This window comes from Pseudomonas sp. Mb7 (genome assembly GCF_054790525.1).
The window spans coordinates 1297033-1321196 of the sequence record NZ_CP186501.1; the positions used below are offsets into that span (position 1 = coordinate 1297033).

Below are 24164 nucleotides of genomic sequence, written 5' to 3' on the forward strand. Positions count from 1 at the left end.
TAGTGAGAATGACCCACGTTTGCGCTGGGGTATAAAGCGACGAAGGGTCGCTTTAAGACTTTTTGTTTCATCAACTTTTTTATCTGTCCCGGCATCTAAGCTCTTTTAACCCGAGCAGCGGGGATGGAACGGCACACCTTCGTGCCACGCGGGCGTTCTTTTAGAAAAGCGCCTGATTGAAAACCGGATCGGCAATGCGTTGCCGATTCACTAGCCAAAGGCTCTGGAAATACCATGTCCGACCGTTTCGAACTCTTCCTCACTTGCCCTAAAGGTCTTGAAGGCCTGCTCATCGAGGAAGCCGTCGGGCTTGGCCTTGAAGAAGCGCGCGAGCACACTTCCGCCGTGCGTGGCATGGCGACCATGGAAACCGCTTATCGCCTGTGCCTCTGGTCGCGTCTGGCCAACCGCGTGTTGCTGGTACTCAAGCGTTTCCCGATGAAAGACGCTGAAGACCTCTACCACGGTGTGCTCGACATCGAGTGGCAGGATCACATGCTCAGCGACGGCACCCTGGCCGTTGAATTCAGCGGCCACGGCTCAGGCATCGACAACACCCACTTCGGTGCCCTGAAAGTCAAAGACGCCATCGTCGACAAACTGCGTACGCCGCAGGGCGACCGTCCGTCGATCGACAAGCTCAACCCGGACCTGCGCATTCACCTGCGTCTGGATCGCGGCGAAGCGATTCTCTCCCTCGACCTGTCCGGCCACAGCCTGCACCAGCGCGGCTATCGCTTGCAGCAGGGCGCTGCACCGCTGAAGGAAAACCTCGCGGCGGCGATCCTGATCCGTTCCGGCTGGCCGCGCATTGCCGCTGAAGGCGGCGCGCTGGCTGACCCGATGTGCGGTGTCGGTACGTTCCTCGTCGAAGCCGGCATGATCGCCGCTGATATGGCGCCGAACCTGCGCCGTGAGCAGTGGGGCTTCACCGCATGGCTCGGTCACGTGCCGGCGCTGTGGAAAAAACTCCATGAAGAAGCCGTTGAGCGTGCCGCTGCCGGTCTGGCCAAGCCACCGCTGTGGATTCGTGGTTATGAAGCTGACCCACGTCTGATTCAGCCAGGCCGCAACAACGTTGAGCGTGCTGGCCTGAGCGAGTGGATCAAGATCTACCAGGGCGAAGTCGCGACCTTCGAGCCGCGTCCGGATCAGAACCAGAAAGGTTTGGTCATCTGCAACCCACCGTACGGCGAGCGTCTGGGTGATGAAGCCAGCCTGCTGTATCTCTACCAGAACCTCGGCGAGCGTCTGCGTCAGGCTTGCCTGAACTGGGAAGCGGCGGTGTTCACCGGCGCGCCGGATCTGGGCAAGCGCATGGGCATTCGCAGCCACAAACAGTATTCGTTCTGGAACGGCGCGCTGCCGTGCAAACTGCTGTTGATCAAAGTGCTGCCGGATCAGTTCGTCACCGGCGAGCGTCGTACCCCGGAACAGCGTCAGGCCGAGCGTGAGCAAGCGGCTTACGATCAGACCCCGGACGAGCCGCAAGAACGCAAGTTCAACAAGAACGGTAACCCGATCAAGCCAACGCCAGCTCCGGCACCGGTGATCGAGCAACCGCGCTTGAGCGAAGGCGGGCAGATGTTTGCGAACCGCCTGCAAAAGAACCTCAAGGCCATGGGCAAGTGGGTCAAGCGCGAAGGCATCGATTGCTACCGCGTCTACGATGCCGACATGCCTGAGTACGCGATGGCCATCGACCTGTACCACGATTGGGTGCACGTCCAGGAATACGCCGCACCGAAGTCCATCGATCCGGAAAAAGCCTCGGCGCGCATGTTCGACGCCTTGGCCGCCATTCCGCAGGCGCTGAACGTCGACAAGAGCCGCGTGGTGGTCAAACGCCGCGAACGCCAGAGCGGCACCAAGCAGTACGAGCGTCAGGCTGCACAGGGCAAGTTCAATGAAGTCAGCGAGGGCGGCGTGAAGTTGCTGGTCAACCTCACCGACTACCTCGACACGGGTCTGTTCCTCGACCACCGCCCGATGCGCATGCGCATTCAGAAAGAGGCCGCCGGCAAGCGCTTCCTCAATCTGTTCTGCTACACCGCGACCGCCAGCGTGCACGCGGCCAAGGGCGGCGCGCGCAGCACCACCAGCGTCGACCTGTCGAAAACCTACCTCGACTGGGCACGCCGTAACCTGTCGCTGAACGGTTACTCCGACAAGAACCGTCTGGAGCAGGGCGATGTGATGGCGTGGCTGGAAAGCAGCCGTGACGAGTACGACCTGATCTTCATCGATCCGCCGACCTTCTCCAACTCCAAGCGCATGGAAGGCATCTTCGATGTGCAGCGTGACCAGGTACAGTTGATCGACCTGGCCATGGCCCGTCTGGCAACCGGTGGCGTGCTGTATTTCTCCAACAACTTCCGCAAGTTCCAGTTGGAAGAAAACCTCGCCGAGCGTTACGCGGTCGAGGAAATCAGCGCGCAGACCATTGATCCGGATTTCGCCCGTAACACCAAGATCCACCGCGCCTGGAAAATCACGGCTCGTTGACGCTTTGCGCAATTGGATCCACAGAGCCTTGATTTTTAAAGGCTCCGTGGATCTGCCCGCGCTAGCTAAATTAGTGGCTAATAGCTATAACTCACACACGGTCAATGGGGTTTTCCCGTAAATGCTGGCGTAGTGTGAGTTGTCTTTATGTCGTTGCACCCCGTGCGCCCAAAGATTCTGGGTTTCATCAGTGAAGACGTCTCGGCCTGGCTGGTCGCGCTGCTGGTATTGCTCGCCGGCGGGATTCTCACGGGGCTGCTCGCCTGGGCCACTCTCAATCAGTTCCAGCAACAAACCCGTCAGCGTTTCCAATTGCTGGCCAACGAACGTTACACCCGCATCGAAGAACGCTTTCAGGATCAGGAACAACGCCTAGACGGCCTGCGCCGCTTCTTCGCCAACTCTGAATCGGTGTCTCGCGCCGAATTCGACGGTTACACCCAACCCTTATTGATGCGTACCCAGGCCTATTCGTTTGCCCTCAAGGTCAATGGAGCCGAGCGCGCCGCATTCGAGCAGCGGGTGCGTGATGAAGGTCTGACCAACTTTTCCCTCCGAGAATTGAGTGCTCAGGGCGAGCTGCAACTGGCTGGCGTGCGCGATGAATACGTGCCGGTGCTCTATAGCCAGACGCAAAGTCGGCTCGGCTCACCGTTAGGCTATGACCTGCTGGCGCAACCCTTGCGCCGGGACACCCTGCAACGTGCCGACAAACGCGGCGGGCTGGCGGTGTCGCAACCGATGCACCTAGTCAGTATCGAGCCGTCCTATGCGCGTGGTGTGCTGCTGGTGGCGCCAGTGAGCCACAGTGGCGAGCGCCAATCCTTTGGCTACGTGATGGCGGTAATCAGCATGCGCCAGTTGCTGGCCGACGGTCTGCCTGATGCCTTCCATGACTATCTGTCGGTGCGCATTCTCGACATGTCGACCCATGATCAGCACGAAGTGTTGTTCGAGTCGACCAACGAGCCGGCGCCGAGCGACCTGTCGGCCACGCGGTTACTGCGCATGGCCGATCACGACTATCAGGTCGATATCCTGCCGAGCGACGCCTTCGCGCAGGCCAATCATTCGTCGGTCGGTAGCGTGATCATTCTGGGCAGCTTGCTCAGTTTGCTGCTCAGCGCCTTGCTCTACGTGTTGGTCAGTCAGCGTCAGCGCGCCTTGCGCATGGTCGAACTGCGCACGCAGGAGCTGCACGCCAGCGAACAGGAATTGCGCGGCACCCACGGTCAGTTGCGCGGCGTGCTCAATGCGGCGACGCAGGTGGCAATCATCGCCACCGACTTGCGCGGCGTGATCAACACCTTCAACCCCGGTGCCGAACAAATGCTCGGCTACAGCAGCGCCGATGTCGTCGGTCACATGACCCTGGAAAACCTGCACCTGCCCCGTGAGCTGATGGCCCGCGCTGCCGAGTTGAGTGCGCGCTACGGGAAAAGCATCCCGACCTGCCACGCGATGCTGGTCGAGGGCGGTGAGGTCGGCGGACACGAGGCCCGCGAGTGGACGCTGGTGCGCAGCGATGGCAGCCATATTCCGGTGAACATGCTCGCCACGCCGGTGCTGGATGAGCAGGGGTTGTGGGTCGGACACCTAGCGATCTGCATCGACATCACCGAGCGCAAGCGCGTGCACGAGGTGCTGGCGGCGCGGGATGTGTTGCTGAAGAAACTCAGCGCGCACGTGCCCGGCGGCATTTATCAATTCAAGATGGAATTCGATGGGCGCTTCAGCGTGATCTACGCCAGCGACGGCATCCGCGAGATCTACGAACTGGAGCCGGACGTGCTGCTGTTCAACGCCGAGGCGATCTTCACGCGCATTCATCCACAGGACGTTACTCGTGTGCGCTCTTCCATTCGCGCCTCGGCCGACAGCCTCAGCCCGTGGCGCGAGGAATATCGCGTGCAACTGCCCGAGCGCGGCCTGCGCTGGGTGCGCGGTGAGGCGACGCCGGAAGAACTGCCGGGCGGCGGCGTACTCTGGCACGGCTATATCTCGGATATTTCCGACCTGAAACGCGTGGAAGAAGAATTGCGCGCATTGTCGGTGACCGACTCGTTGACCGGCATCCACAACCGTCGCTACTTCCAGGAACGCCTGACCACGGAAATGGCCCGGGTCGAGCGCGGCGGCGGCGAGCTGTCGGTGATCATGCTCGATATCGACCATTTCAAACGTATCAACGATCAATACGGCCATGCCGTGGGCGACCGGGTGCTGCAAGCGGTGTGCGAACGCATCGGCCATCGTCTGCGGCGTACCGATGTGTTTTGTCGGTTGGGCGGCGAAGAGTTCATGGTGCTGTGCCCGGACATCGACGGCGAGCATGCGCACACGCTGGCGATCGAGTTATGGCAGGGTTTGCGCAGTGCGCCGGTGGATGTGGTTGGCGTGGTGACCGCGAGTTTTGGTATCGCCAGTTGGCGACCGGGGGAGGGCGCGGATGCGCTGTTGCTGAGGGCGGATTCGGGCGTGTATATGGCAAAGCAGCGCGGGCGTGATCGCGTCGAGCAGATGAGCTGACTTCAATACGCCGCAACCCCTGTGGGAGCTGGCTTGCCAGCGATAGCGTCATTTCAGTCAGCATATTCAGTGGCTGACATTCCGCAATCGCTGGCAAGCCAGCTCCCACAGGGTTTTGTGGTGTTGCTTGAACGGCGTTACAGGACCGAAGCGGTCTGCGCCAGTTTCGGCTGTTTGTACAGATCCAGCAGTACCTGATCGAGCACCGACGATGCCCCAAACGGTGCCTTGTCATTGAGGATCGCCACCACTGCCCAGGTGTTGCCATTCACATCACGGCTGAAGCCGGCGATCGCGCGCACGGTGTTCAGAGTGCCGGTCTTGACGTGAGCCTCACCGCGCATCGCAGTGGTTTTCAGGCGTTTACGCATGGTGCCGTCGGTACCGGCGATCGGCAGCGAGCTGATGTATTCCGCGGCATACGGGCTGTGCCACGCCGCCTGCAGCATGCTCGCCATCTCACGGGCGCTGACACGTTCGGCGCGAGACAAACCGGAGCCGTTCTCCATCACCAGATGTGGCGCAGTGATGCCTTTCTTCGCCATCCACTGACGCACTACGCGCTGCGCTGCCTTGGCGTCGTCACCGTCGGCTTCGTTGCGGAAGCGTTGCCCAAGGCTGAGGAACAGTTGCTGGGCCATGGTGTTGTTACTGTATTTGTTGATGTCGCGGATGATTTCCGCCAGATCCGGGGAGTAGGCACGAGCCAGCAGTTTCGCGTTGCTCGGGGTCGAGGCCAGACGATCCTTACCCTGAATGCTGCCACCCAGTTCTTTCCAGATCGCGCGCACGGCGCCGGCGGTGTAGGTCGCGTGGTCGAGCAGCGACAGATAAGTCTGCGAACTGCAACCTTCGCCCAACTGACCGGCCACGGTCACGGTCACGCTGCCATCGGCCTGCGGCACCGGGTTGTAGCGCACGCCGCCGGTGCATTGTTTGGAAGGCAGCGCTTTGACAGTGTTTTCGATACGCACGCTGGCAATCGGCGGCTCAACCGAGATCAGCACCCGGCCGTTATCGTTACGGGCAACAAAGCGCAGGGCCTTGAGGTTGACCAGCAAGGAGTCGGGTTTGACCAGGAACGGCTTGTTCTCGTCATTACCGTCATCGTTGAATTCCGGCAGCACTGGCTGCACGAAGAAGTTACGGTCGAGGATCAGATCACCGGTGATTTGTGTCACACCGTTGGCGCGCAGGTCGCGCATCAGCAGCCAGAGCTTTTCCATGTTCAGCTTTGGATCGCCGCCGCCCTTGAGGTAAAGGTTGCCGTTGAGGATGCCTCCGTTCAGGTCGCCATCGGTGTAGAACTCGGTCTTCCACTGATGGTTGGGGCCGAGCATTTCCAGCGCCGCGTAAGTGGTCACCAGTTTCATGGTCGAGGCCGGGTTGACCGACACGTCGGCGTTGAACACGGTCGGCGTGCCCGGGCCGTCGAGCGGCACCATCACCAGCGACAGGGCGCTGGGCTGCAATTTGCTCGCCTTGAGGGCTTTTTCAACGTTGGGAGTCAGGGAAGTATTGATGTTGGCAGCAGAAACAGGCAGCGCCAGAGGCAGAAGAAGGCCGGCGAGAAACAGTGGACGCAACGATTTGATCATATGAAATAAAACCCTACAGCCGAGGGGAAAAAGACGAGGACATGGATGAAAAGGTCCTCAGTGGTCACGAAAGTGTCGGCATTATGCCCCAACCTGTAACAGGTTGTGCCTTGTCCGGGCAGGCCAATACGTTATTTTTTTACAGGCGGTCGGTCGCTGTGTCCAGAGAGTCGGGCAATCGATTGCTTAAACTGGTAAAGTGCCCGCCGTATTTACTTAAGAGGATTGTTCCAATGGCGACTAACCGTTCCCAGCGTCTGCGCAAAAAACTGTGCGTTGATGAATTTCAAGAGCTGGGTTTCGAGCTGAACCTGGACTTCAAAGAAGACTTGTCCGAAGAAGCCATTGACGCTTTCCTCGAAGCCTTCATCAAAGAAGCCATGGAAGCCAATGGTCTGGGTTATGTTGGCGGCGACGACTTCGGTCTGGTTTGCCTGCAGAAGCGTGGCTCGGTCAACGAAGAGCAGCGCGCTGCCGTTGAAGCCTGGCTGAAAACCCGCTCCGAGCTGACCAAGTATGAAGTCAGCCCGCTGCTGGACGTTTGGTATCCGGAAAAGCCGATCAATCCGGTAGCTTGATGTCATGGGAAACGGCGACCTAAGGGTCGCCGTTTTTTTTCGTCTGGTGTTTGGGTGTTCGGCTCGAGTTGTACGCTGGGCTTGCCCCTCACCCCAGCCCTCTCCCCCGGGGAGAGGGCTAGGGTGAGGGGCTTTTGACCTTAAGCTTTACGCCAATTCAGAATCACCAGCGTCAAAACCCCCGCGACAATCCCCCAAAACGCCGAACCAATGGAAAACAACGTCAACCCCGACGCCGTGACCATAAAGGTAATCAGCGCCGCTTCGCGTTCCTTCACCTCGGTCATGGCAATGCTCAAACCATTGATGATCGAACCAAACAGCGCCAGCGCCGCAATCGACAGCACCAGTTCCTTCGGCAACGCGGCAAACAACGCCGCCAACGTGGCGCCGAACACCCCGGCAATCCCGTAGAAAATCCCGCACCAGACCGCAGCGGTGTAGCGCTTGTTGCGATCTTCATGGGCGTGCGGCCCGGTGCAGATCGCCGCGCTGATCGCTGCGAGGTTGATGCCGTGGGAGCCGAATGGCGCCAGCAGCAGCGAGGCAATACCGGTGGTGGTGATCAGCGGTGAGGCCGGCACGTTGTAACCATCGGCACGCAGCACGGCGATCCCGGGCATGTTCTGCGAGGTCATCGCGACCACGAACAGCGGAATGCCGATGCTGATGGTCGCCGCCAGCGAGAAGTGCGGGGTGGTCCACACTGGTGTCGCCACTTCCAGATGAAAACCGCTGAAGTCGAGCAGACCCATAAAGCCTGACAGCGCGGTGCCGATCAGCAGCGCGGCGAGCACGGCATAACGCGGCGACAGGCGTTTGATCAGCAGATAGGTGAAGAACATCCCCAGCACCAGCCCGGTGCGGTGCTGCGCGGCGACGAAGATTTCACTGCCGATCTTGAACAGAATCCCTGCCAACAATGCCGCCGCCAGTGAAGCGGGGATCTTTTTCACCAGGCGTTCGAAGCTGCCGGTCAGGCCGCAGATCGTCACCAGCACGGCGCAGGTGATGTAGGCGCCGATGGCCTCGCCATAGCTCACGCCGCCGAGGCTGGTGATCAGCAACGCTGCGCCGGGGGTCGACCAGGCGATGGTGATGGGCGTGCGATAACGCAGCGACAAACCAATCGAGCACACCGCCATGCCGATCGAGATCGCCCAGATCCACGAGGAAATCTGCCCGCTGCTCAGCCCGGCCGCTTGCCCGGCCTGGAACATCAGCACCAGCGAGCTGGTGTAGCCGGTCATCATCGCGATGAATCCCGCGACGATCGCCGACGGTGATGTGTCGGCCAGTGGGCGCAGTTGAGTGTGCGTGGCGTCGTTCATGACGGCGGTGTTCCTTATACCAATGAAGATGTCCGCCATGACGCAAACCCTTGTAGGAGCTGCCGAAGGCTGCGATCTGTTGATCTTGCTTCTTAAAATCAAAGTCAAAAGATCGCAGCCTTCGGCAGCTCCTACAGGGGAGGCGGTGTTCTGGCGGCGGATTCTGTGATCAAGCCTAAACTCAAACGTAACGGATCGTTGCAATACAGCGGAAGTCGCAAACAGCCGTACAGTCGTGTTGCCACCTTCCATTGTGTACAATCGCGCTGTTTTTTACGCGATACTTGCCAGCGACCTACTGTGCCGTATTACAGTCACGGTCTATTCGCCGCAGTTCTCCCGACTCGAGTGCCCATGAACGAACAGTTGCAACCCCTCAAGAAACAACCGCGAGCAGGCAAAGCCGGCCGCAGCGGAACCCAGGACGATATTGTCTACGCGCATATCTTCGAGGCCATCCTCGAACAGCGTCTGGCGCCCGGCACCAAATTGAGCGAAGAAGCGCTGGGGGAAATCTTCGGGGTCAGCCGCACCATCATTCGCCGCGCGCTCTCGCGTCTGGCCCATGAAGGCGTGGTGCTGTTGCGGCCGAACCGTGGCGCCGTAGTTGCCAGCCCGAGTGTTGAAGAAGCCCGTCAGGTGTTTCTTGCCCGTCGCCTGGTCGAACGCGCGATCACTGAGCTGGCGGTGCAACACGCCACCGCCGAGCAGATCGCCGAGCTGCGGCAGATGGTCAACGATGAGCGCGACAGCTTCTCCCGTGGCGATCGCGGCGCCGGTATTCGTCTGTCGGGCGAATTCCACCTGAAGCTGGCGGAAGCGGCGATGAACGCCCCGTTGATCAGCTTCCAGCGCAGCCTTGTTTCGCAGACGTCGCTGATCATTGCCCAGTACGAAAGCGGCAACCGCTCGCATTGCTCGTACGACGAACACACCCAGTTGATCGACGCAATCGAGAAGCGCGACGGTGAGTTGGCGGTGAATCTGATGATGCATCACATGGATCACATCGACAGCAAGCTCAACCTCGACGAGGAAGGCGCGTCGGATGATCTGCATGCGGTGTTCTCGCATTTGTTGCAGACCAAGAAGCCGGGGCGCCCTGCGGCCAAGCTCTGACTTAGACCGAGTCGCCCCAATCGCTGGCAAGCCAGCTCCCACAGGGAATTGTGGGGTTCACCAAATCTGCGATACATCGAGAAACCTGTGGGAGCTGGCTTGCCAGCGATAGCAATCTGAAAGGCAACAAAAAATCCCCCGGGGTGCACACCACCGGGGGATTTTTTATGCCTTGGAAAAAACTCAGCGCTGATGCACCAGCGCACCCGCCGCATACGTCTGCTGCACCGTGCGGTCATCACCCAGCGTCATCAACACAAACAACGTCTCGGCAATGTTGTTGGCCTGCTTCAAGCGGTAGCTCAGCAGCGGCGTGGCGTTGTAATCGAGCACCAGGAAGTCAGCGTCGGAACCCGGTTGCAGGGTGCCGATCTTGTCTTCCAGACGCAGCGCCCGCGCGCCACCCAGGGTCGCCAGGTACAGCGACTTGAACGGGCTCAGGCGCGCACCTTGCAGTTGCATCACTTTGTACGCTTCGTTCAGCGTCTGCAGCAGCGAGAAACTGGTGCCGCCGCCAACGTCAGTGCCCAGACCGACATTGAGCTTGTGCTTCTCGGCCATCGGCAGGTTGAACAGGCCACTACCCAAGAAGAAGTTCGAGGTCGGGCAGAACGAGATCGCCGAGCCGGTTTCCGCCAGTCGCGCGCATTCGTCGTCGCACAGGTGCACGCCGTGGGCGAACACCGAGCGCTCGCCGAGCAGTTTGTAGTGATCGTAAACGTCGAGGTAGCCCTTGCGCTCCGGGAACAGCTCCTTGACCCACTCGATTTCCTTGAGGTTTTCGCTGATGTGGGTCTGCATGTACAGATCCGGATACTCGGTCAGCAGTTGGCCGGCGAGTGTCAGCTGTTCCGGGGTGCTGGTCGGTGCGAAGCGCGGGGTGACCGCATAGTGCAGACGACCCTTGCCATGCCAGCGCTCGATCAGCGCTTTGCTGTCGACATAGCTCGATTCGGCGGTGTCGGTCAGGTAGTCCGGGGCGTTGCGGTCCATCATCACCTTACCGGCGATCATGCGCAGGTCGAGCTTCTCGGCCGCTTCGAATAACGAGTTCACCGATTGCGGGTGCACGCTGCCAAACACCAGTGCGGTGGTGGTGCCGTTGCGCAGCAGCTCCTTGACGAAAATGTCAGCGACTTCGTCGGCGTGGACCTTGTCGCCGAACTGGCTTTCGCACGGGAAGGTGTAGGTGTTCAGCCAGTCGAGCAGTTGCTCGCCGTAGGCACCGACCATGCCGGTTTGCGGAAAGTGAATGTGGGTGTCGATGAAGCCCGGGGTGATCAACGCGTCTTGGTAATGCTCAATTTCGATGTCCGCCGGCAGGGTCGGCAGCAAATCACTGGCATGGCCAAGGGCGCTGATCTTGCCGCCATCGACCACCAGCAGGCCGTCCTCGAAATATTCGTAGGAGGCTTCGATCCCGACTTCGGCGGGGTCGGCGATGCTGTGCAGGATGGCGGCGCGGTAGGCTTTGCGAGTCAGAGGCATGAGGGTTCTCTAATCAGTTTGAGGCTTTGAGTTTGGTGGCTTGACTGCGCCGCGACACCGGCAGCAGTTTGGCAATCGGTTCGGCGCTGGCAGTCTGCTGGCCGAAGTTGGCGTTGTAGGTGGCGATGATTTCGCCGGCGATGGAAATGGCGATTTCCACAGGCAGTTTGCCTTTGACTTCGCCGATGCCCATCGGGCAGCGCATGCGTTGCACGACGCCGCTGCCGAAACCACGATCGCGCAAACGATGTTCGAACTTCGCCCGTTTGGTTTTCGAGCCGATCAGGCCGAAGTAAGCGAAGTCGTTGCGCTTGAGAATCGCGGCGGTGAGTTCCAGGTCGAGTTGATGGTTGTGGGTCATGACGATGCAATAACTGCCGGCGGGCAGCTCATCGATTTCATCCACAGGCTCTTCGGCGACGATTTTACGCACGCCGTGGGGGATCTGTTCGGGGAATTCGGCCTCGCGCGAATCGATCCAGCGTACCCGGCAGGGCAGGCTGGCGAGCAGCGGCACCAAGGCGCGGCCAACGTGACCGGCCCCGAACACGGCGATTTGCGCCTGCACCTGGCCCATCGGTTCAAACAGCAACACGGTGGCGCCGCCGCAGCACTGGCCCAGGCTGGCGCCGAGGCTGAAGCGCTCCAGATGGGTGTCCTGCTTGCCGCTGGCGAGCATCTCGCGGGCGATCTGCATGGCTTTGTATTCCAGATGCCCGCCACCGATGGTGTCGAAACTCTGATTGGCACTGATGACCATTTTCGAGCCGGCGTTGCGTGGCGTCGAGCCGAGTTCTTCGATGATCGTCACCAGAACGCAGGGTTCGCCCTGGTTCTGCAGGTCGGCGAGGGCGTCGATCCAGTTGTACATACACACCTCTCAGATCGTTCCCACGCTCTGCGTGGGAATGCATCACTGGACGCTCCGCGTCCGCTGTTCAGGATGCGACGCAGAGCGTCGCGGGCTGCATTCCCACGCAGAGCGTGGGAACGATCATCAAACAACCGCGGTTTCAGCTTCGACGGCTTTCACCGCTTTCAACTGACGCATCTGCTCACACCCCCACAACACCCGCTCCGGGGTCGCCGGGGCATCGATCTGCGGCTGATGTTTGTAATCACCGAGGCTCGCCACTGCATCCTTGATCGCACACCACGACGCAATCCCGAGCATGAACGGCGGCTCACCGACAGCTTTGGAATGGAACACCGTGTCTTCCGGGTTCTTGCGGTTTTCCACCAGTTTCACCCGCAGGTCGAGCGGCATGTCCGCCACGGCCGGGATCTTGTAGCTGGCCGGGCCGTTGGTCATCAGCTTGCCTTTGTTGTTCCAGACCAGCTCTTCCATGGTCAGCCAGCCCATGCCTTGAATGAAACCACCCTCGACCTGACCGATGTCGATGGACGGGTTCAATGAGGCGCCGACGTCGTGAAGAATGTCGGTGCGCAGCATCTTGTACTCGCCGGTCAGGGTGTCGACGATGACTTCGCAGCACGCCGCGCCGAAGGCGAAGTAGTAGAACGGACGGCCACGCGCCTGGCTGCGGTCGTAATAGATTTTCGGGGTCTTGTAGAAGCCAGTGCTCGACAGCGAGACCTGATTGAAATACGCCTGCTGGATCAGCGCTTCAAAGGTCAGGATATGGTCACGAACACGCACGTGGCCGTTGTGGAATTCAACGTCTTCTTCAGTGACTTTGAAGTGACGCGCAGCGAATTCGATCAGGCGTTTCTTGATGATTTCCGCCGCGTTCTGCGCCGCTTTACCGTTCAAGTCGGCGCCGCTGGACGCTGCCGTCGGCGAGGTGTTTGGCACCTTGTCGGTGTTGGTCGCAGTGATCTGCACACGATCGATTTCGACCTGGAACACTTCGGCCACGACCTGCGCGACTTTGGTGTTCAGGCCCTGACCCATTTCTGTGCCGCCATGGTTCAGGTGGATGCTGCCATCGGTGTAGATGTGGATCAGCGCGCCGGCCTGGTTCAAGAAGCTGGCGGTGAAGGAAATGCCGAACTTCACCGGGGTCAGCGCCAGACCTTTTTTCAGGATCGGGCTGTTGGCGTTGTAGCGACGAATGGCTTCGCGGCGCTCGTGGTACTGGCTGCTTTCTTCCAGTTCGGCGGTCATCTCTTCGAGCATGTTGTGCTCGACGGTCTGGTAGTAGTGGGTGACGTTGCGCTCGGTCTTGCCGTAGTAGTTGGCCTTGCGCACCGCAAGTGGGTCGAGGTGCAGGTGACGGGCAATCGCGTCCATCACTTCTTCAATCGCAACCATGCCTTGCGGGCCACCGAAACCACGGTAAGCAGTGTTCGACGCGGTGTTGGTCTTGCAGCGGTGACCGTTGATGGTCGCATCGCCCAGGTAGTACGAGTTGTCCGAGTGGAACATCGCGCGGTCAACGATCGACGCGGACAAGTCCGGCGAGCAGCCGCAGTTGCCGGCTAGGTCCATGTTGATCCCGTGCAGGCGCCCGGTGCTGTCGAAGCCGACGTCGTACTCGACGTAGAACGGGTGACGCTTGCCGGTCATCAGCATGTCTTCGACGCGCGGCAGGCGCATCTTCGTCGGCTGGCCGGTGAGGTGCGCAACCACCGCGCACAGGCACGCCGGGCTTGCGGCTTGAGTTTCTTTGCCACCGAAACCACCGCCCATGCGGCGCATGTCGACGACGATTTTGTTCATCGATACGTCGAGCACTTCGGCAACCAGTTTCTGTACTTCGGTCGGGTTCTGCGTCGAACAGTAAACGATCATGCCGCCATCTTCAGTCGGCATCACCGAGGAGATTTGCGTCTCCAGATAGAAGTGTTCCTGGCCACCGATGTGCAGCGTGCCCTGAATGCGGTGTTCAGCGGTCGCCAGCGCGGAAACCGAATCGCCGCGCTGGTGGGTGTGACTGTCGAGGACGAAGTGGCGTTTGCGCAGGGCTTCGACCACGTCGAGCACGGGTTCGAGATCTTCGTATTCGATGATCGCGGCCATCGCGGCTTTGCGCGCGGTTTCCAGATCCTTCGCGGCGACGGCAAGCACCGGTTGACCGACGAACTGCACGTCATCGATGGCCAGCAACGGGTCGCCCGGCATCAGCGGGCCGATGTCTTTCAGGCCCGGCACGTCTTCGTGGGTGATGGCGATGCGCACGCCTTCGAAGGCGTAGCACGGCGAGGTGTCGATGCTGATGATCTTCGCGTGGGCGCGGTCCGACATGCGTGCATACAGGTGCAACTGGTTGGGAAATTCCAGGCGATCATCGATGTACTGCGCTTCACCGGACACGTGCTTGGCGGCGCTGTCGTGCTTGACGCTGCGGCCGACACCGGAGGTCAGGTCCTTGGCGAACAATTCAGCCAGTTCAGCCTGGTTTTTTTCTACGCCGTGATGGTTAGACATAAGCGGTCACCCGAGTCTCGATGTGCGGTGTTTGCAGTTCGATGAAGTATTTGCGCAGCAGGTTCTGCGCGCTGAGCAGGCGATATTCCTTGCTGGCGCGGAAGTCCGAGAGCGGCGTGAAATCTTCCGCCAGTGCGGCGCAGGCGCGTTCGACCACCGTGTTGGTGAACGGCGCACCGATCAGCGCGGCTTCACAGTGGGCAGCGCGTTTCGGGATCGCGGCCATACCGCCGAAAGCCATGCGTGCATCGGTGATCACGCCGTTTTCGACGCGCAGGTTGAACGCGGCGCAGACGGCGGAGATGTCATCGTCCAGACGCTTGGAGACTTTGTAGGCACGGAACAATTGCTCGGCGCTGGCGCGCGGGACGATGATCTTCTCGATGAATTCACTTTCCTGACGGGCCGTGACTTTGTAATCGATGAAGTAATCTTCCAGGTTCAGGGTGCGGCGGGTTTCGCCTTTGCACAGCACGACCTGGGCGCCGAGGGCGATCAGCAGCGGTGGCGAGTCACCGATCGGCGAGGCGTTGCCGATGTTGCCGCCGAGGGTGCCCTGGTTGCGGATTTGCAGCGAGGCGAAGCGGTGCAGCAGTTCGCCGAAGTCCGGGTACTCGGCGTTCAACGCTTCGTAGCAGTCGGAGAGGGCGGTGGCCGCGCCGATTTCGATGCGGTCTTCGAAGGTGTCGATGCGCTTCATTTCCGCGACGTTGCCGACGTAGATCATCACCGGCAGGGTGCGGTGGAATTGGGTGACTTCCAGCGCCAGATCGGTACCGCCAGCGAGCAGACGCGCTTGTGGGTACGCGTCGTAGAGATCGGCAAGGTCGGCGACAGTCAGCGGCACCAGGCAGCGCTTGTCGCCGCTGTTGAGTTCGCCGATATCGGTCGGGGCGATGGCTTTGAGGCGCGCGATGGTTTCCGCTTCGCGGGCATCGAACTGATCTGGTTGCTTGCCGCAGCAGGATTGCTCGGCAGCGGCCAGAATAGGGCGGTAGCCGGTGCAGCGGCAGAGGTTGCCGGCCAGCGCTTCGTGGGCCTTGGCGTGATCCGGTGCATCGCTGTTCTTTTGCAGGGCGAACAGCGACATGACGAAGCCGGGGGTGCAGAAACCGCACTGCGAGCCGTGGCACTCGACCATGGCTTTCTGCACGCTGTGCAGTTCGCCTTTGTGCTTGAGGTCTTCGACGCTGATCAGTTGTTTGCCGTGCAGCGACGACACGAACGTCAGGCACGAGTTGAGGCTGCGATAGCGAATGTGTTCGCGGCCAGCGTCATCCGTTTGCAATTCGCCGACCACCACGGTGCAAGCGCCGCAGTCACCGCTGGCGCAACCTTCTTTGGTGCCGGATTTGCCGACGTGTTCACGCAGGTAATTGAGCACAGTCAGATTCGGGTCCAGGGCGTGCTCGCTACGGAGTTCCTGGTTAAGTAAAAACTGGATCACGGAAGGCCTCGCAGACTCATTATTGTTGTTAACCGACGTGAACCGAATTTAGCAGGTCTGACTTTTCGGTCAATGGTTTTCTGACTTAAAGGTCAGGAAAATGCATTTCGTCGATCAACAACGTGTCTATTCAGTATTGACCCTCATCGGATCCCCTGCTTTTTTGCGGGAATCGTGCCAAAAACCGCTGAGTGGGCACTCCGCCATGACCGTGCATTTGCGCTACACTGCGCCGCTTGTGCAGATCGATAGAGTTTGAAGGACAACCATGACGTTCAAGGCGCCGGACAGCCTCGCCGAGCAAATCGCTCACCACCTCGCCGAACGCATCATTCGTGGCGAAATGAAGCCGGGAGAGCGCATCCAGGAACAGAAGGTCACGCTGGCACTGAATGTCAGCCGCGGTTCGGTCCGTGAAGCCTTGCTGATCCTTGAGCGCCGTCACCTGATTGCGATCCTGCCGCGCCGTGGTGCGCACGTCACCGAGCTGACGCCGCACAAGGTGCAGAGCCTATGCACGTTGATGAGCGAGCTGTACATCCTGCTCGGCAACGCGGTGGCCAATGGCTGGCAAGTGCAATCGGACATGGCGCCGTTCGTGCAGATCCAGCAGCGCCTGACCGCCAGCTACGAGCGTCAGGATATCCGCAGCTTCGTCGACGACAGCTTCGCCGTAATGCGCGCTGCCTATCCGTTCGCCAACAACCCGTACCTGCAAGAGACCGTCGAGAACCTGCAACCGGCGATGAGCCGTGCGTACTTCCTCGCCCTCGAACAGCGCAAGGCTTCAATGAGCGAGTTCCTCGAACTGTTCGAACGCCTGCTCGCCGCCGTGCTCGCCCGTGATTTGCCGCAGATCCGCATCGTGCTGACGGCTTACGCCCAGCGCAGCTGCGATCTGGTGGTTTCCGCCCTGACGGTTGCCTAAGCGTGCGGCTCAAGTGCATCAAACTGGCGGGATTCAAATCCTTCGTCGACCCGACCACGGTGAACTTCCCCAGTAACATGGCGGCGGTCGTCGGGCCGAACGGTTGCGGCAAGTCGAACATCATCGACGCCGTACGCTGGGTGATGGGCGAGAGTTCGGCGAAGAACCTCCGTGGCGAGTCGATGACCGACGTCATCTTCAACGGCTCGACCAGCCGCAAACCGGTGAGTCAGGCCAGTATCGAGCTGGTTTTCGACAACTCCGACGGCACGCTCCTGGGCGAGTACGCCGCCTACGCCGAGATTTCGATTCGCCGAAAAGTCACCCGCGACAGCCAGACCACCTATTACCTCAACGGCACCAAATGCCGGCGTCGCGACATCACCGATATCTTCCTCGGCACCGGTCTGGGCCCGCGCAGTTACTCGATCATCGAGCAGGGGATGATCTCCAAGCTGATCGAATCCAAGCCGGAAGACTTGCGCAACTTCATCGAAGAAGCGGCCGGCATCTCGAAATATAAAGAGCGCCGCCGCGAGACCGAAAACCGCATCCGCCGCACCCACGAAAACCTCGCGCGTCTGACCGACCTGCGCGATGAGCTGGAGCGTCAGCTCGAGCGCCTGCACCGCCAGGCCGAAGCGGCGAAGAAGTATCAGGAATTTAAAGCCGAGGAGCGTCAGCTCAAGGCACAACTGTCAGCCCTGCGCTGGCAGGATCTCAACGAACAGGTCGGCCAGCGCGAGTCGATCATCGGCACCCAGGAAATCAGTTTCGAAGCGCTGGTCGCTGAGCAGCGCAATGCCGATGCGGCCATCGAACGTCTGCGCGACGGTCACCATGACCTGTCCGAACGCTTCAATCTGGTGCAGGGGCGCTTCTATTCGGTCGGCGGCGACATCGCCCGCGTCGAGCAGAGCATCCAGCACGGCCAGCAACGCTTGCGGCAGTTGCAGGACGACTTGAAAGAAGCCGAGCGCGCACGCCTCGAAACCGAATCACACCTGGGCCACGACCGCACGTTGCTGCTGACCCTCGGCGAAGAGCTGGACATGCTCACCCCTGAGCAGGAAGTCACCAGCGCTGCCGCCGAGGAAGCCGCCGCTGCGCTGGAAGATTCCGAATCGGTCATGCACGGCTGGCAGGAGCAGTGGGACGCCTTCAACCTGACCGCCGCCGAACCGCGCCGTCAGGCTGAAGTGCAGCAGTCGCGCATCCAGCAGCTGGAAACCAGCATGGAGCGTCTCGCTGATCGGCAAAAGCGTCTCGGTGAAGAGCGCGCGCTGCTTTCGGCTGACCCGGAAGACGCGGCGATCATGGAACTCAACGAGCAGCTCGCCGAGTCCGAAGCGACCCTCGAAGATTTGCAGACCAGCGAAGAAGCGCAGGTCGAAAAGCTTGAACAACTGCGTCAGGAGTTGCAGCAAGCGCTGACCGCGCAGCAACAGGCGCAGGGTGATTTGCAGCGCCTCAACGGTCGTCTGGCTTCCCTTGAAGCCTTGCAGCAAGCTGCGCTCGATCCGGGCACCGGCACTGCCGAATGGCTGAAAGAACACAACCTCGCCGAGCGTCCGCGTCTGGCCGAAGGCCTGAAGGTTGAGGCCGGTTGGGAGCTGGCGGTGGAAACCGTGCTCGGCGCCGACCTGCAAGCGGTGCTGGTCGACGACTTCAGCGGCTTCGATTTATCCGGTTTCACTCAGGGCGATCTGCGCCTGCTCAGCCCGGCCAGCGATGGCGTGCGCGTCGCCGGCAGCTTGCTCGATAAGGTCGACGCGCAGATCGATCTGTCGCCGTGGCTCGGTCAGGTCAAGCCGGTCGACAGCCTCGAGCAGGCCTTGGCCTTGCGCGGGCAATTGAGCGCCGGCGAGAGCTTGATCAGCCGCGACGGTTACTGGGTCGGCCGGCACTTCCTGCGCGTGCGCAGGGCCAGCGAAGCGGAGAGCGGCATGCTCGCCCGGGGCCAGGAAATCGAAGCGCTGCATCTCGAACGCGAAGAGAAAGAAGCCACGGTCGAGGCTATGGAAACCCGTCTGCAAACCCTGCGCGCGCAACAGCGTCAGCAGGAAAACGGCCGCGAACATTTGCGCCGTTTGCTGCAAGACGAAGCGCGCCAGCAAGGTGAATTGAAAGCGCAGCTGTCCGCTGGCAAAGCCAAGGCTGAACAGCTGACGCTGCGCCGCACGCGTCTCGATGAAGAGCTGGTCGAGCTCGGCGAACAACGCGAACTCGAGCACGAACAGATCGGCGAAGCGCGGATGCAATTGCAGGAAGCGCTGGATGCCATGGCGCTGGACACCGAGCAGCGCGAGTTGCTGCTGGCCCAGCGCGACAGCCTGCGCGAACGCCTTGACCGGGTGCGTCAGGAAGCGCGCCAGCACAAGGATCACGCGCATCAATTGGCCGTGCGTCTTGGCTCGTTGCGCGCGCAGCATGACTCCACGCGTCAGGCGCTGGAGCGTCTGGAAATGCAGGCCGAGCGCCTGACTGAAAAGCGCGAACAGTTGAGTCTGAATCTGGAGGAGGGCGAGGCACCGCTGGAAGAGCTGCGCCTGAAACTCGAAGAACTGCTCGACAAGCGCATGACCGTCGATGAAGAACTGAAGACCGCGCAGATCGCTTTGGAAGATGCCGATCGCGAATTGCGCGACGCGGAAAAGCGCCGGACTCAGGCCGAGCAGCAATCGCAGTTGATTCGCGGCCAACTCGAACAGCAACGCATGGAATGGCAAGCCCTGACCGTGCGCCGCAAGGCTTTGCAGGATCAGTTGCTCGAGGACGGCTACGATCTTAACGGCGTGCTCGCGACATTAACCGCACAAGCCAGTGAACGCGAAGCCGAAGAAGAACTCGAACGCATCAACGCGCGGATTCAGCGCCTGGGTGCGATCAACCTCGCGGCCATCGATGAATACACGCAACAGTCCGAGCGTAAACGTTATCTGGATGCCCAGGACGCCGATCTGGTCGAAGCGCTGGAGACCCTGGAAAACGTCATTCGCAAGATCGACAAGGAAACCCGTAACCGCTTCAAAGATACCTTTGATCAGATCAATGGTGGTTTACAGGCGCTTTTCCCGAAAGTTTTCGGTGGCGGGCGCGCGTATTTGGAACTGACGGGCGAAGATCTACTCGATACAGGGGTAACGATCATGGCGCAGCCGCCAGGGAAGAAGAACAGCACCATCCATTTGCTCTCCGGCGGGGAGAAAGCCCTGACCGCACTGGCACTGGTTTTTGCCATCTTCAAATTGAACCCGGCGCCATTCTGCATGCTTGATGAGGTTGACGCGCCACTGGATGACGCTAACGTTGGACGCTACGCACGCTTGGTCAAAGAGATGTCGCAGACCGTGCAGTTCATCTATATCACCCACAACAAGATCGCCATGGAAATGGCCGAGCAGTTGATGGGCGTAACGATGCATGAACCGGGTTGTTCGCGACTGGTAGCCGTGGATGTCGAGGAGGCGATGGCGATGGTGGACGCCTGAGTCAGCGTGGTGTCGGAAAAGGTAATTCAGGTCTGTAGGACTTTTTTACCAACTGCGACTTGCTGGCCAATCGACATATTCGCGCAAGCCAAATGAGACAGACGGTGTAAAGTTGTCTTTGGTCGTGCTAGTTTAATGTCAATTTTTCGTATACGTGGGCAAAACGCCTGTCAGAACATAGAGTTGGCGCCACGTTTTAAAGCGGTTTGCACAATGTAAACCCCTTATTTTTCAGCATTTTTTATAGAGGCACGGGATTACATGGAAATCGGTCTGCGCGAGTGGCTGATCGTCATCGGCATCATTGTGATAGCCGGTATTCTTTTCGATGGCTGGCGCCGTATGCGCGGCGGCAAGGGAAAACTGAAATTCCGTCTTGACCGAAGTCTGTCCAACCTGCCGGACGAGGACACCAGCGCTGAGCTGTTGGGCCCGGCTCGCGTGCTGGACACTCACAAAGAGCCGCAACTGGACGAACACGACCTGCCGTCGGTGAGCATGCCGGCCCGCGAAGCACGCGAGCCTCGCGAATCCGGTTCGAAACGTGGCAAGCGTGGCAGCAACGGTCCGGCGCAGGGTGACCTGAACCTCGATCTGGATCTGGACGGCGGCCCGAGCTTCAGCAGCCGTGACAACGATTTCGTTGAAGACAGCAAGCCTGCGCCGGCGATGGCCGACAAGGATCAGCCGCAAGCTGAAGAAGTATTGGTCATCAGCGTGATCTGCCGTGATGCCGCTGGCTTCAAAGGCCCGGCGCTGTTGCAGAACATTCTCGAAAGCGGTCTGCGTTTCGGCGAGATGGATATTTTCCACCGTCACGAAAGCATGGCTGGCAACGGTGAAGTGCTGTTCTCCATGGCTAACGCGGTCAAGCCGGGCATCTTTGATCTGGACGACATCGACCATTTCAGCACCCCGGCGGTAAGCTTCTTCCTCGGCCTGCCAGGCCCGCGTCATCCGAAGCAAGCCTTCGACGTGATGGTGGCTGCAGCCCGCAAGCTGTCGCAGGAATTGAACGGCGAACTGAAAGATGACCAGCGCAGCGTCCTGACCGCGCAGACCATCGAGCACTACCGTCAGCGCATCGTCGAATTCGAACGTCGCGCCTTGACCCAGAAGCGCTAAGGCCAAGATCAAAAGATCGCAGCCTCGTTTCACTCGACAGCTCCTACAGGATTGCGATGTCTGTAGGAACTGCCGAAGGCTGCGATCTTTTGCTTCTGCTGCCAGAGATAGATGAATTAGAGCAGCTTCGGCTGCTCTTTTGCTTTTTGAGAGAACACCCATGACCGCCGCCAAAAACCGCATTCTTGAACTGCGCGCTGAACTCGATCAGCACAACTACCGTTACCACGTCCTCGACGAGCCGAGCATTCCGGACGCCGAGTACGACCGGTTGTTCCACGAGCTCAAAGCGCTGGAAGCGGCCAACCCGGAATTGATCACCAGCGACTCGCCGACCCAGCGCGTCGGCAGCGTGGCGCTGACCGCGTTCACCCAGGTGCGTCACGAAGTGCCGATGCTCAGCCTCGGCAACGCCTTCGAAGAAACCGATATGCGCGAATTTGATCGCCGGGTGACCGAAGGTCTGGACCTGCCGGCCGGCGATCTGTTCGGTGGCGGGGCGGCGGTGGAGTACAGCTGCGAGCCGAAACTTGATGGCCTGGCGGTCAGTCTGCTTTATCAGGACGGCGTGCTGGTACGCGGCGCCACGCGCGGCGACGGCACTACTGGCGAAGACATCAGCGTCAACGTGCGCACCGTGCGCAACATTCCCCTGAAACTGCATGGCGAAGGCTGGCCGACGACCCTGGAAGTGCGCGGTGAAGTGTTCATGTCCAAGGCCGGTTTCGAGCGCCTCAACGCCTCGCAACTGGAAGTCGGCGGCAAGACCTTCGCCAACCCGCGCAACGCTGCCGCCGGCAGTTTGCGTCAGCTCGACTCGAAGATCACCGCTAACCGTCCGCTGGAATTCTGCTGCTACGGCATCGGCCAGGTTTCCCACGATATTTCCGACACGCACATCGGCAACCTCAAGCAGTTGCAGAAATGGGGCATGCCGATCAGTCACGAACTGAAACTGGCCAAGGGCATCGGCGAATGCCTGGATTACTATCGCGACATCGGCGAGCGTCGTAACGCGCTGGCCTACGAAATCGACGGCGTGGTGTTCAAGGTCAACAGCATTGCCGATCAGCGCGAGCTGGGCTTCCGCGCCCGCGAGCCGCGCTGGGCGATCGCGCACAAATTCCCGGCGATGGAAGAGCTAACCGAGTTGCTCGATGTGGAATTCCAGGTTGGCCGCACCGGCGCCGTGACGCCCGTGGCGCGCCTGAAACCGGTCAAGGTTGCCGGCGTCACCGTGGCCAACGCCACGCTGCACAACATGGACGAAGTCGCCCGTCTGGGTCTGATGATCGGCGACACCGTCATCATCCGTCGCGCCGGTGATGTGATTCCGCAAGTGGTGCAAGTGGTCATGGATCGCCGTCCCGAAAATGCGCGCGCGGTGCAGATTCCAGAGAACTGCCCGGTGTGCGGCTCGCACGTCGAGCGCACGCAACTGATCAAGCGCAGTAAAGGCAAGGAAACCGTCAGCGAAGGCGCGGTGTATCGCTGCGTGGGCCGACTGGCCTGTGGCGCGCAACTGAAGCAGGCGATCATTCACTTTGTCTCGCGTCGGGCGATGGATATTGAAGGCTTGGGCGACAAGAGCGTGGAGCAATTGGTCGACGAAGGTCTGGTCAGTTCACCGGCCGATCTGTATGCGCTGAAGTTCGACGACATCGTCGATCTGGAAGGCTTTGCCGAGGTGTCGAGCAACAAACTGCTGGCGGCCATTGAAGACAGCAAGAAGCCGGGGCTGGCGCGTTTTATCTATGCGCTGGGTATCCCTGATGTCGGCGAGGAGACCGCCAAGGTGCTGGCGCGCTCGCTCGGTTCGCTGGAACGCGTGCAGCAGGCATTGCCGCAAGTGCTGACCTATCTGCCGGATGTGGGGCTGGAAGTGGCGCACGAGATTCACAGCTTCTTTGAAGATGCGCATAACCAGCAGGTCATCGCTGAGTTGCTGGGCCATGGTCTGCAGATTCAGGATCAGGGTGAGCTGGGTGCCGAGTTTGCCGCCAGCGCCACGCTGGGTGGCTTCCTCGACAAGCTGCACATTCCTTCGGTCGGCCCGGGCGGCGCGCAGAAGTTGGCGGACAAGTTCGGTTCGCTGGAAGCGGTGCTGAATGCTGACTGGCTGGACATGCGTCAGGCCTTGCCGGAGAAGCAGGCCAATTCGGTTCGCGAGTTTTTTGCACTGCCTGAGAACCGGCAACTGGCTGAGAAATCCGAAAAGCAACTGCGCGATTTCGGCATGCACTGGCAGAGCGAGAAGAAAGTCGTCGAAGGTTTGCCGCTGTCCGGCGAGACTTGGGTGCTGACTGGCAAAGTTGAGTTGATGAGCCGTGATGTCGCCAAGGAGCATCTGGAAAGCCTGGGCGCCAAAGTCGCGGGTTCGGTGTCTGCGAAGACTCATTGCGTCGTGGCAGGCCCCGGTGCCGGTTCCAAATTGACCAAGGCCAATGAGCTGGGCGTAAAAGTGATGGACGAAGAAACCTTCATCGCCTTCCTCAAAACCCATGGCCTGAACGTTTGATCGTTCCCACGCTCCCGCGTGGGAATGCCACCCCGGACGCTCCGCGTCCGCTGTGACGCAGAGCGTCACTGGATGCATTCCCACGCAGAGCGTTGGAACGATCAGCAAAGTGCGGG

Annotated in this window: 14 protein-coding genes; 8 read left to right on the plus strand and 6 right to left on the minus strand. The window is 60.2% G+C overall.

Annotation, left to right across the window (positions count from 1 at the left end):
- Nucleotides 1-234: 234 nt before the first annotated feature.
- Entirely contained in the window at nt 235-2505 is a 2271-nt protein-coding gene (gene rlmKL, locus ACOYXH_RS06000) for a bifunctional 23S rRNA (guanine(2069)-N(7))-methyltransferase RlmK/23S rRNA (guanine(2445)-N(2))-methyltransferase RlmL (protein WP_095047738.1), read from the plus strand.
- A 147-nt stretch (nt 2506-2652) separates the two neighbouring features.
- Complete coding sequence (locus ACOYXH_RS06005) at nt 2653-5034, plus strand: sensor domain-containing diguanylate cyclase (RefSeq protein WP_095047737.1); 2382 nt, start codon at nt 2653-2655, stop codon at nt 5032-5034.
- A gap of 137 nt (nt 5035-5171) precedes the next feature.
- Here ACOYXH_RS06005 and dacB read toward each other — a convergent pair whose 3' ends face one another.
- The gene (dacB, locus tag ACOYXH_RS06010; protein WP_460063733.1) at nt 5172-6632 is read right to left on the minus strand and encodes a D-alanyl-D-alanine carboxypeptidase/D-alanyl-D-alanine endopeptidase; all 1461 of its coding nucleotides are present in this window, start codon (nt 6630-6632) and stop codon (nt 5172-5174) included.
- Nucleotides 6633-6865: 233 nt separating this feature from the next.
- Here dacB and ACOYXH_RS06015 point away from each other — a divergent pair, with 233 nt between their 5' ends.
- Nucleotides 6866-7210 carry a YggL family protein gene (locus tag ACOYXH_RS06015; RefSeq protein WP_095047735.1) on the plus strand — a complete coding sequence of 115 codons (345 nt, stop codon included), beginning with the start codon at nt 6866-6868 and terminating at the stop codon, nt 7208-7210.
- A gap of 140 nt (nt 7211-7350) precedes the next feature.
- On the opposite strand, the gene ACOYXH_RS06020 is transcribed toward ACOYXH_RS06015, so the two are convergent.
- Entirely contained in the window at nt 7351-8541 is a 1191-nt protein-coding gene (locus ACOYXH_RS06020; RefSeq protein ID WP_095047734.1) for a benzoate/H(+) symporter BenE family transporter, read from the minus strand.
- 354 nt (nt 8542-8895) lie between these two features.
- On the opposite strand from ACOYXH_RS06020, the gene ACOYXH_RS06025 reads away from it, so the two are divergent.
- Nucleotides 8896-9660 carry a GntR family transcriptional regulator gene (locus ACOYXH_RS06025; protein WP_007918375.1) on the plus strand — a complete coding sequence of 255 codons (765 nt, stop codon included), beginning with the start codon at nt 8896-8898 and terminating at the stop codon, nt 9658-9660.
- Between the two features lie 183 nt (nt 9661-9843).
- Here ACOYXH_RS06025 and guaD read toward each other — a convergent pair whose 3' ends face one another.
- From guaD to xdhA, 4 genes are all read right to left on the minus strand, one after another.
- The gene (gene guaD, locus ACOYXH_RS06030) at nt 9844-11148 is read right to left on the minus strand and encodes a guanine deaminase (RefSeq protein WP_320414094.1); all 1305 of its coding nucleotides are present in this window, start codon (nt 11146-11148) and stop codon (nt 9844-9846) included.
- Nucleotides 11149-11161: 13 nt separating this feature from the next.
- Nucleotides 11162-12019, minus strand: coding sequence for a xanthine dehydrogenase accessory protein XdhC (xdhC, locus tag ACOYXH_RS06035; protein ID WP_460063736.1), 858 nt, complete (start codon nt 12017-12019; stop codon nt 11162-11164).
- Nucleotides 12020-12145: 126 nt separating this feature from the next.
- Nucleotides 12146-14539, minus strand: a complete 2394-nt coding sequence (xdhB, locus tag ACOYXH_RS06040) for a xanthine dehydrogenase molybdopterin binding subunit (RefSeq protein WP_460410374.1) — start codon at nt 14537-14539, stop codon at nt 12146-12148.
- Complete coding sequence (gene xdhA, locus ACOYXH_RS06045) at nt 14532-15986, minus strand: xanthine dehydrogenase small subunit (RefSeq protein ID WP_095047730.1); 1455 nt, start codon at nt 15984-15986, stop codon at nt 14532-14534. Before xdhA ends, xdhB begins: the two co-directional genes overlap by 8 nt.
- Nucleotides 15987-16254: 268 nt before the next feature.
- Here xdhA and ACOYXH_RS06050 point away from each other — a divergent pair, with 268 nt between their 5' ends.
- The 4 genes from ACOYXH_RS06050 (at nt 16255) to ligA (ending at nt 24048) form a co-directional block, all read left to right on the plus strand.
- Entirely contained in the window at nt 16255-16914 is a 660-nt protein-coding gene (locus tag ACOYXH_RS06050) for a GntR family transcriptional regulator (protein WP_034152853.1), read from the plus strand.
- A 2-nt stretch (nt 16915-16916) separates the two neighbouring features.
- Complete coding sequence (smc, locus tag ACOYXH_RS06055; protein WP_116255236.1) at nt 16917-20405, plus strand: chromosome segregation protein SMC; 3489 nt, start codon at nt 16917-16919, stop codon at nt 20403-20405.
- Between the two features lie 261 nt (nt 20406-20666).
- Nucleotides 20667-21530, plus strand: coding sequence for a cell division protein ZipA (gene zipA / locus ACOYXH_RS06060; RefSeq protein WP_034152851.1), 864 nt, complete (start codon nt 20667-20669; stop codon nt 21528-21530).
- A 160-nt stretch (nt 21531-21690) separates the two neighbouring features.
- Entirely contained in the window at nt 21691-24048 is a 2358-nt protein-coding gene (gene ligA / locus ACOYXH_RS06065; protein ID WP_460063742.1) for an NAD-dependent DNA ligase LigA, read from the plus strand.
- Nucleotides 24049-24164: the final 116 nt, after the last annotated feature.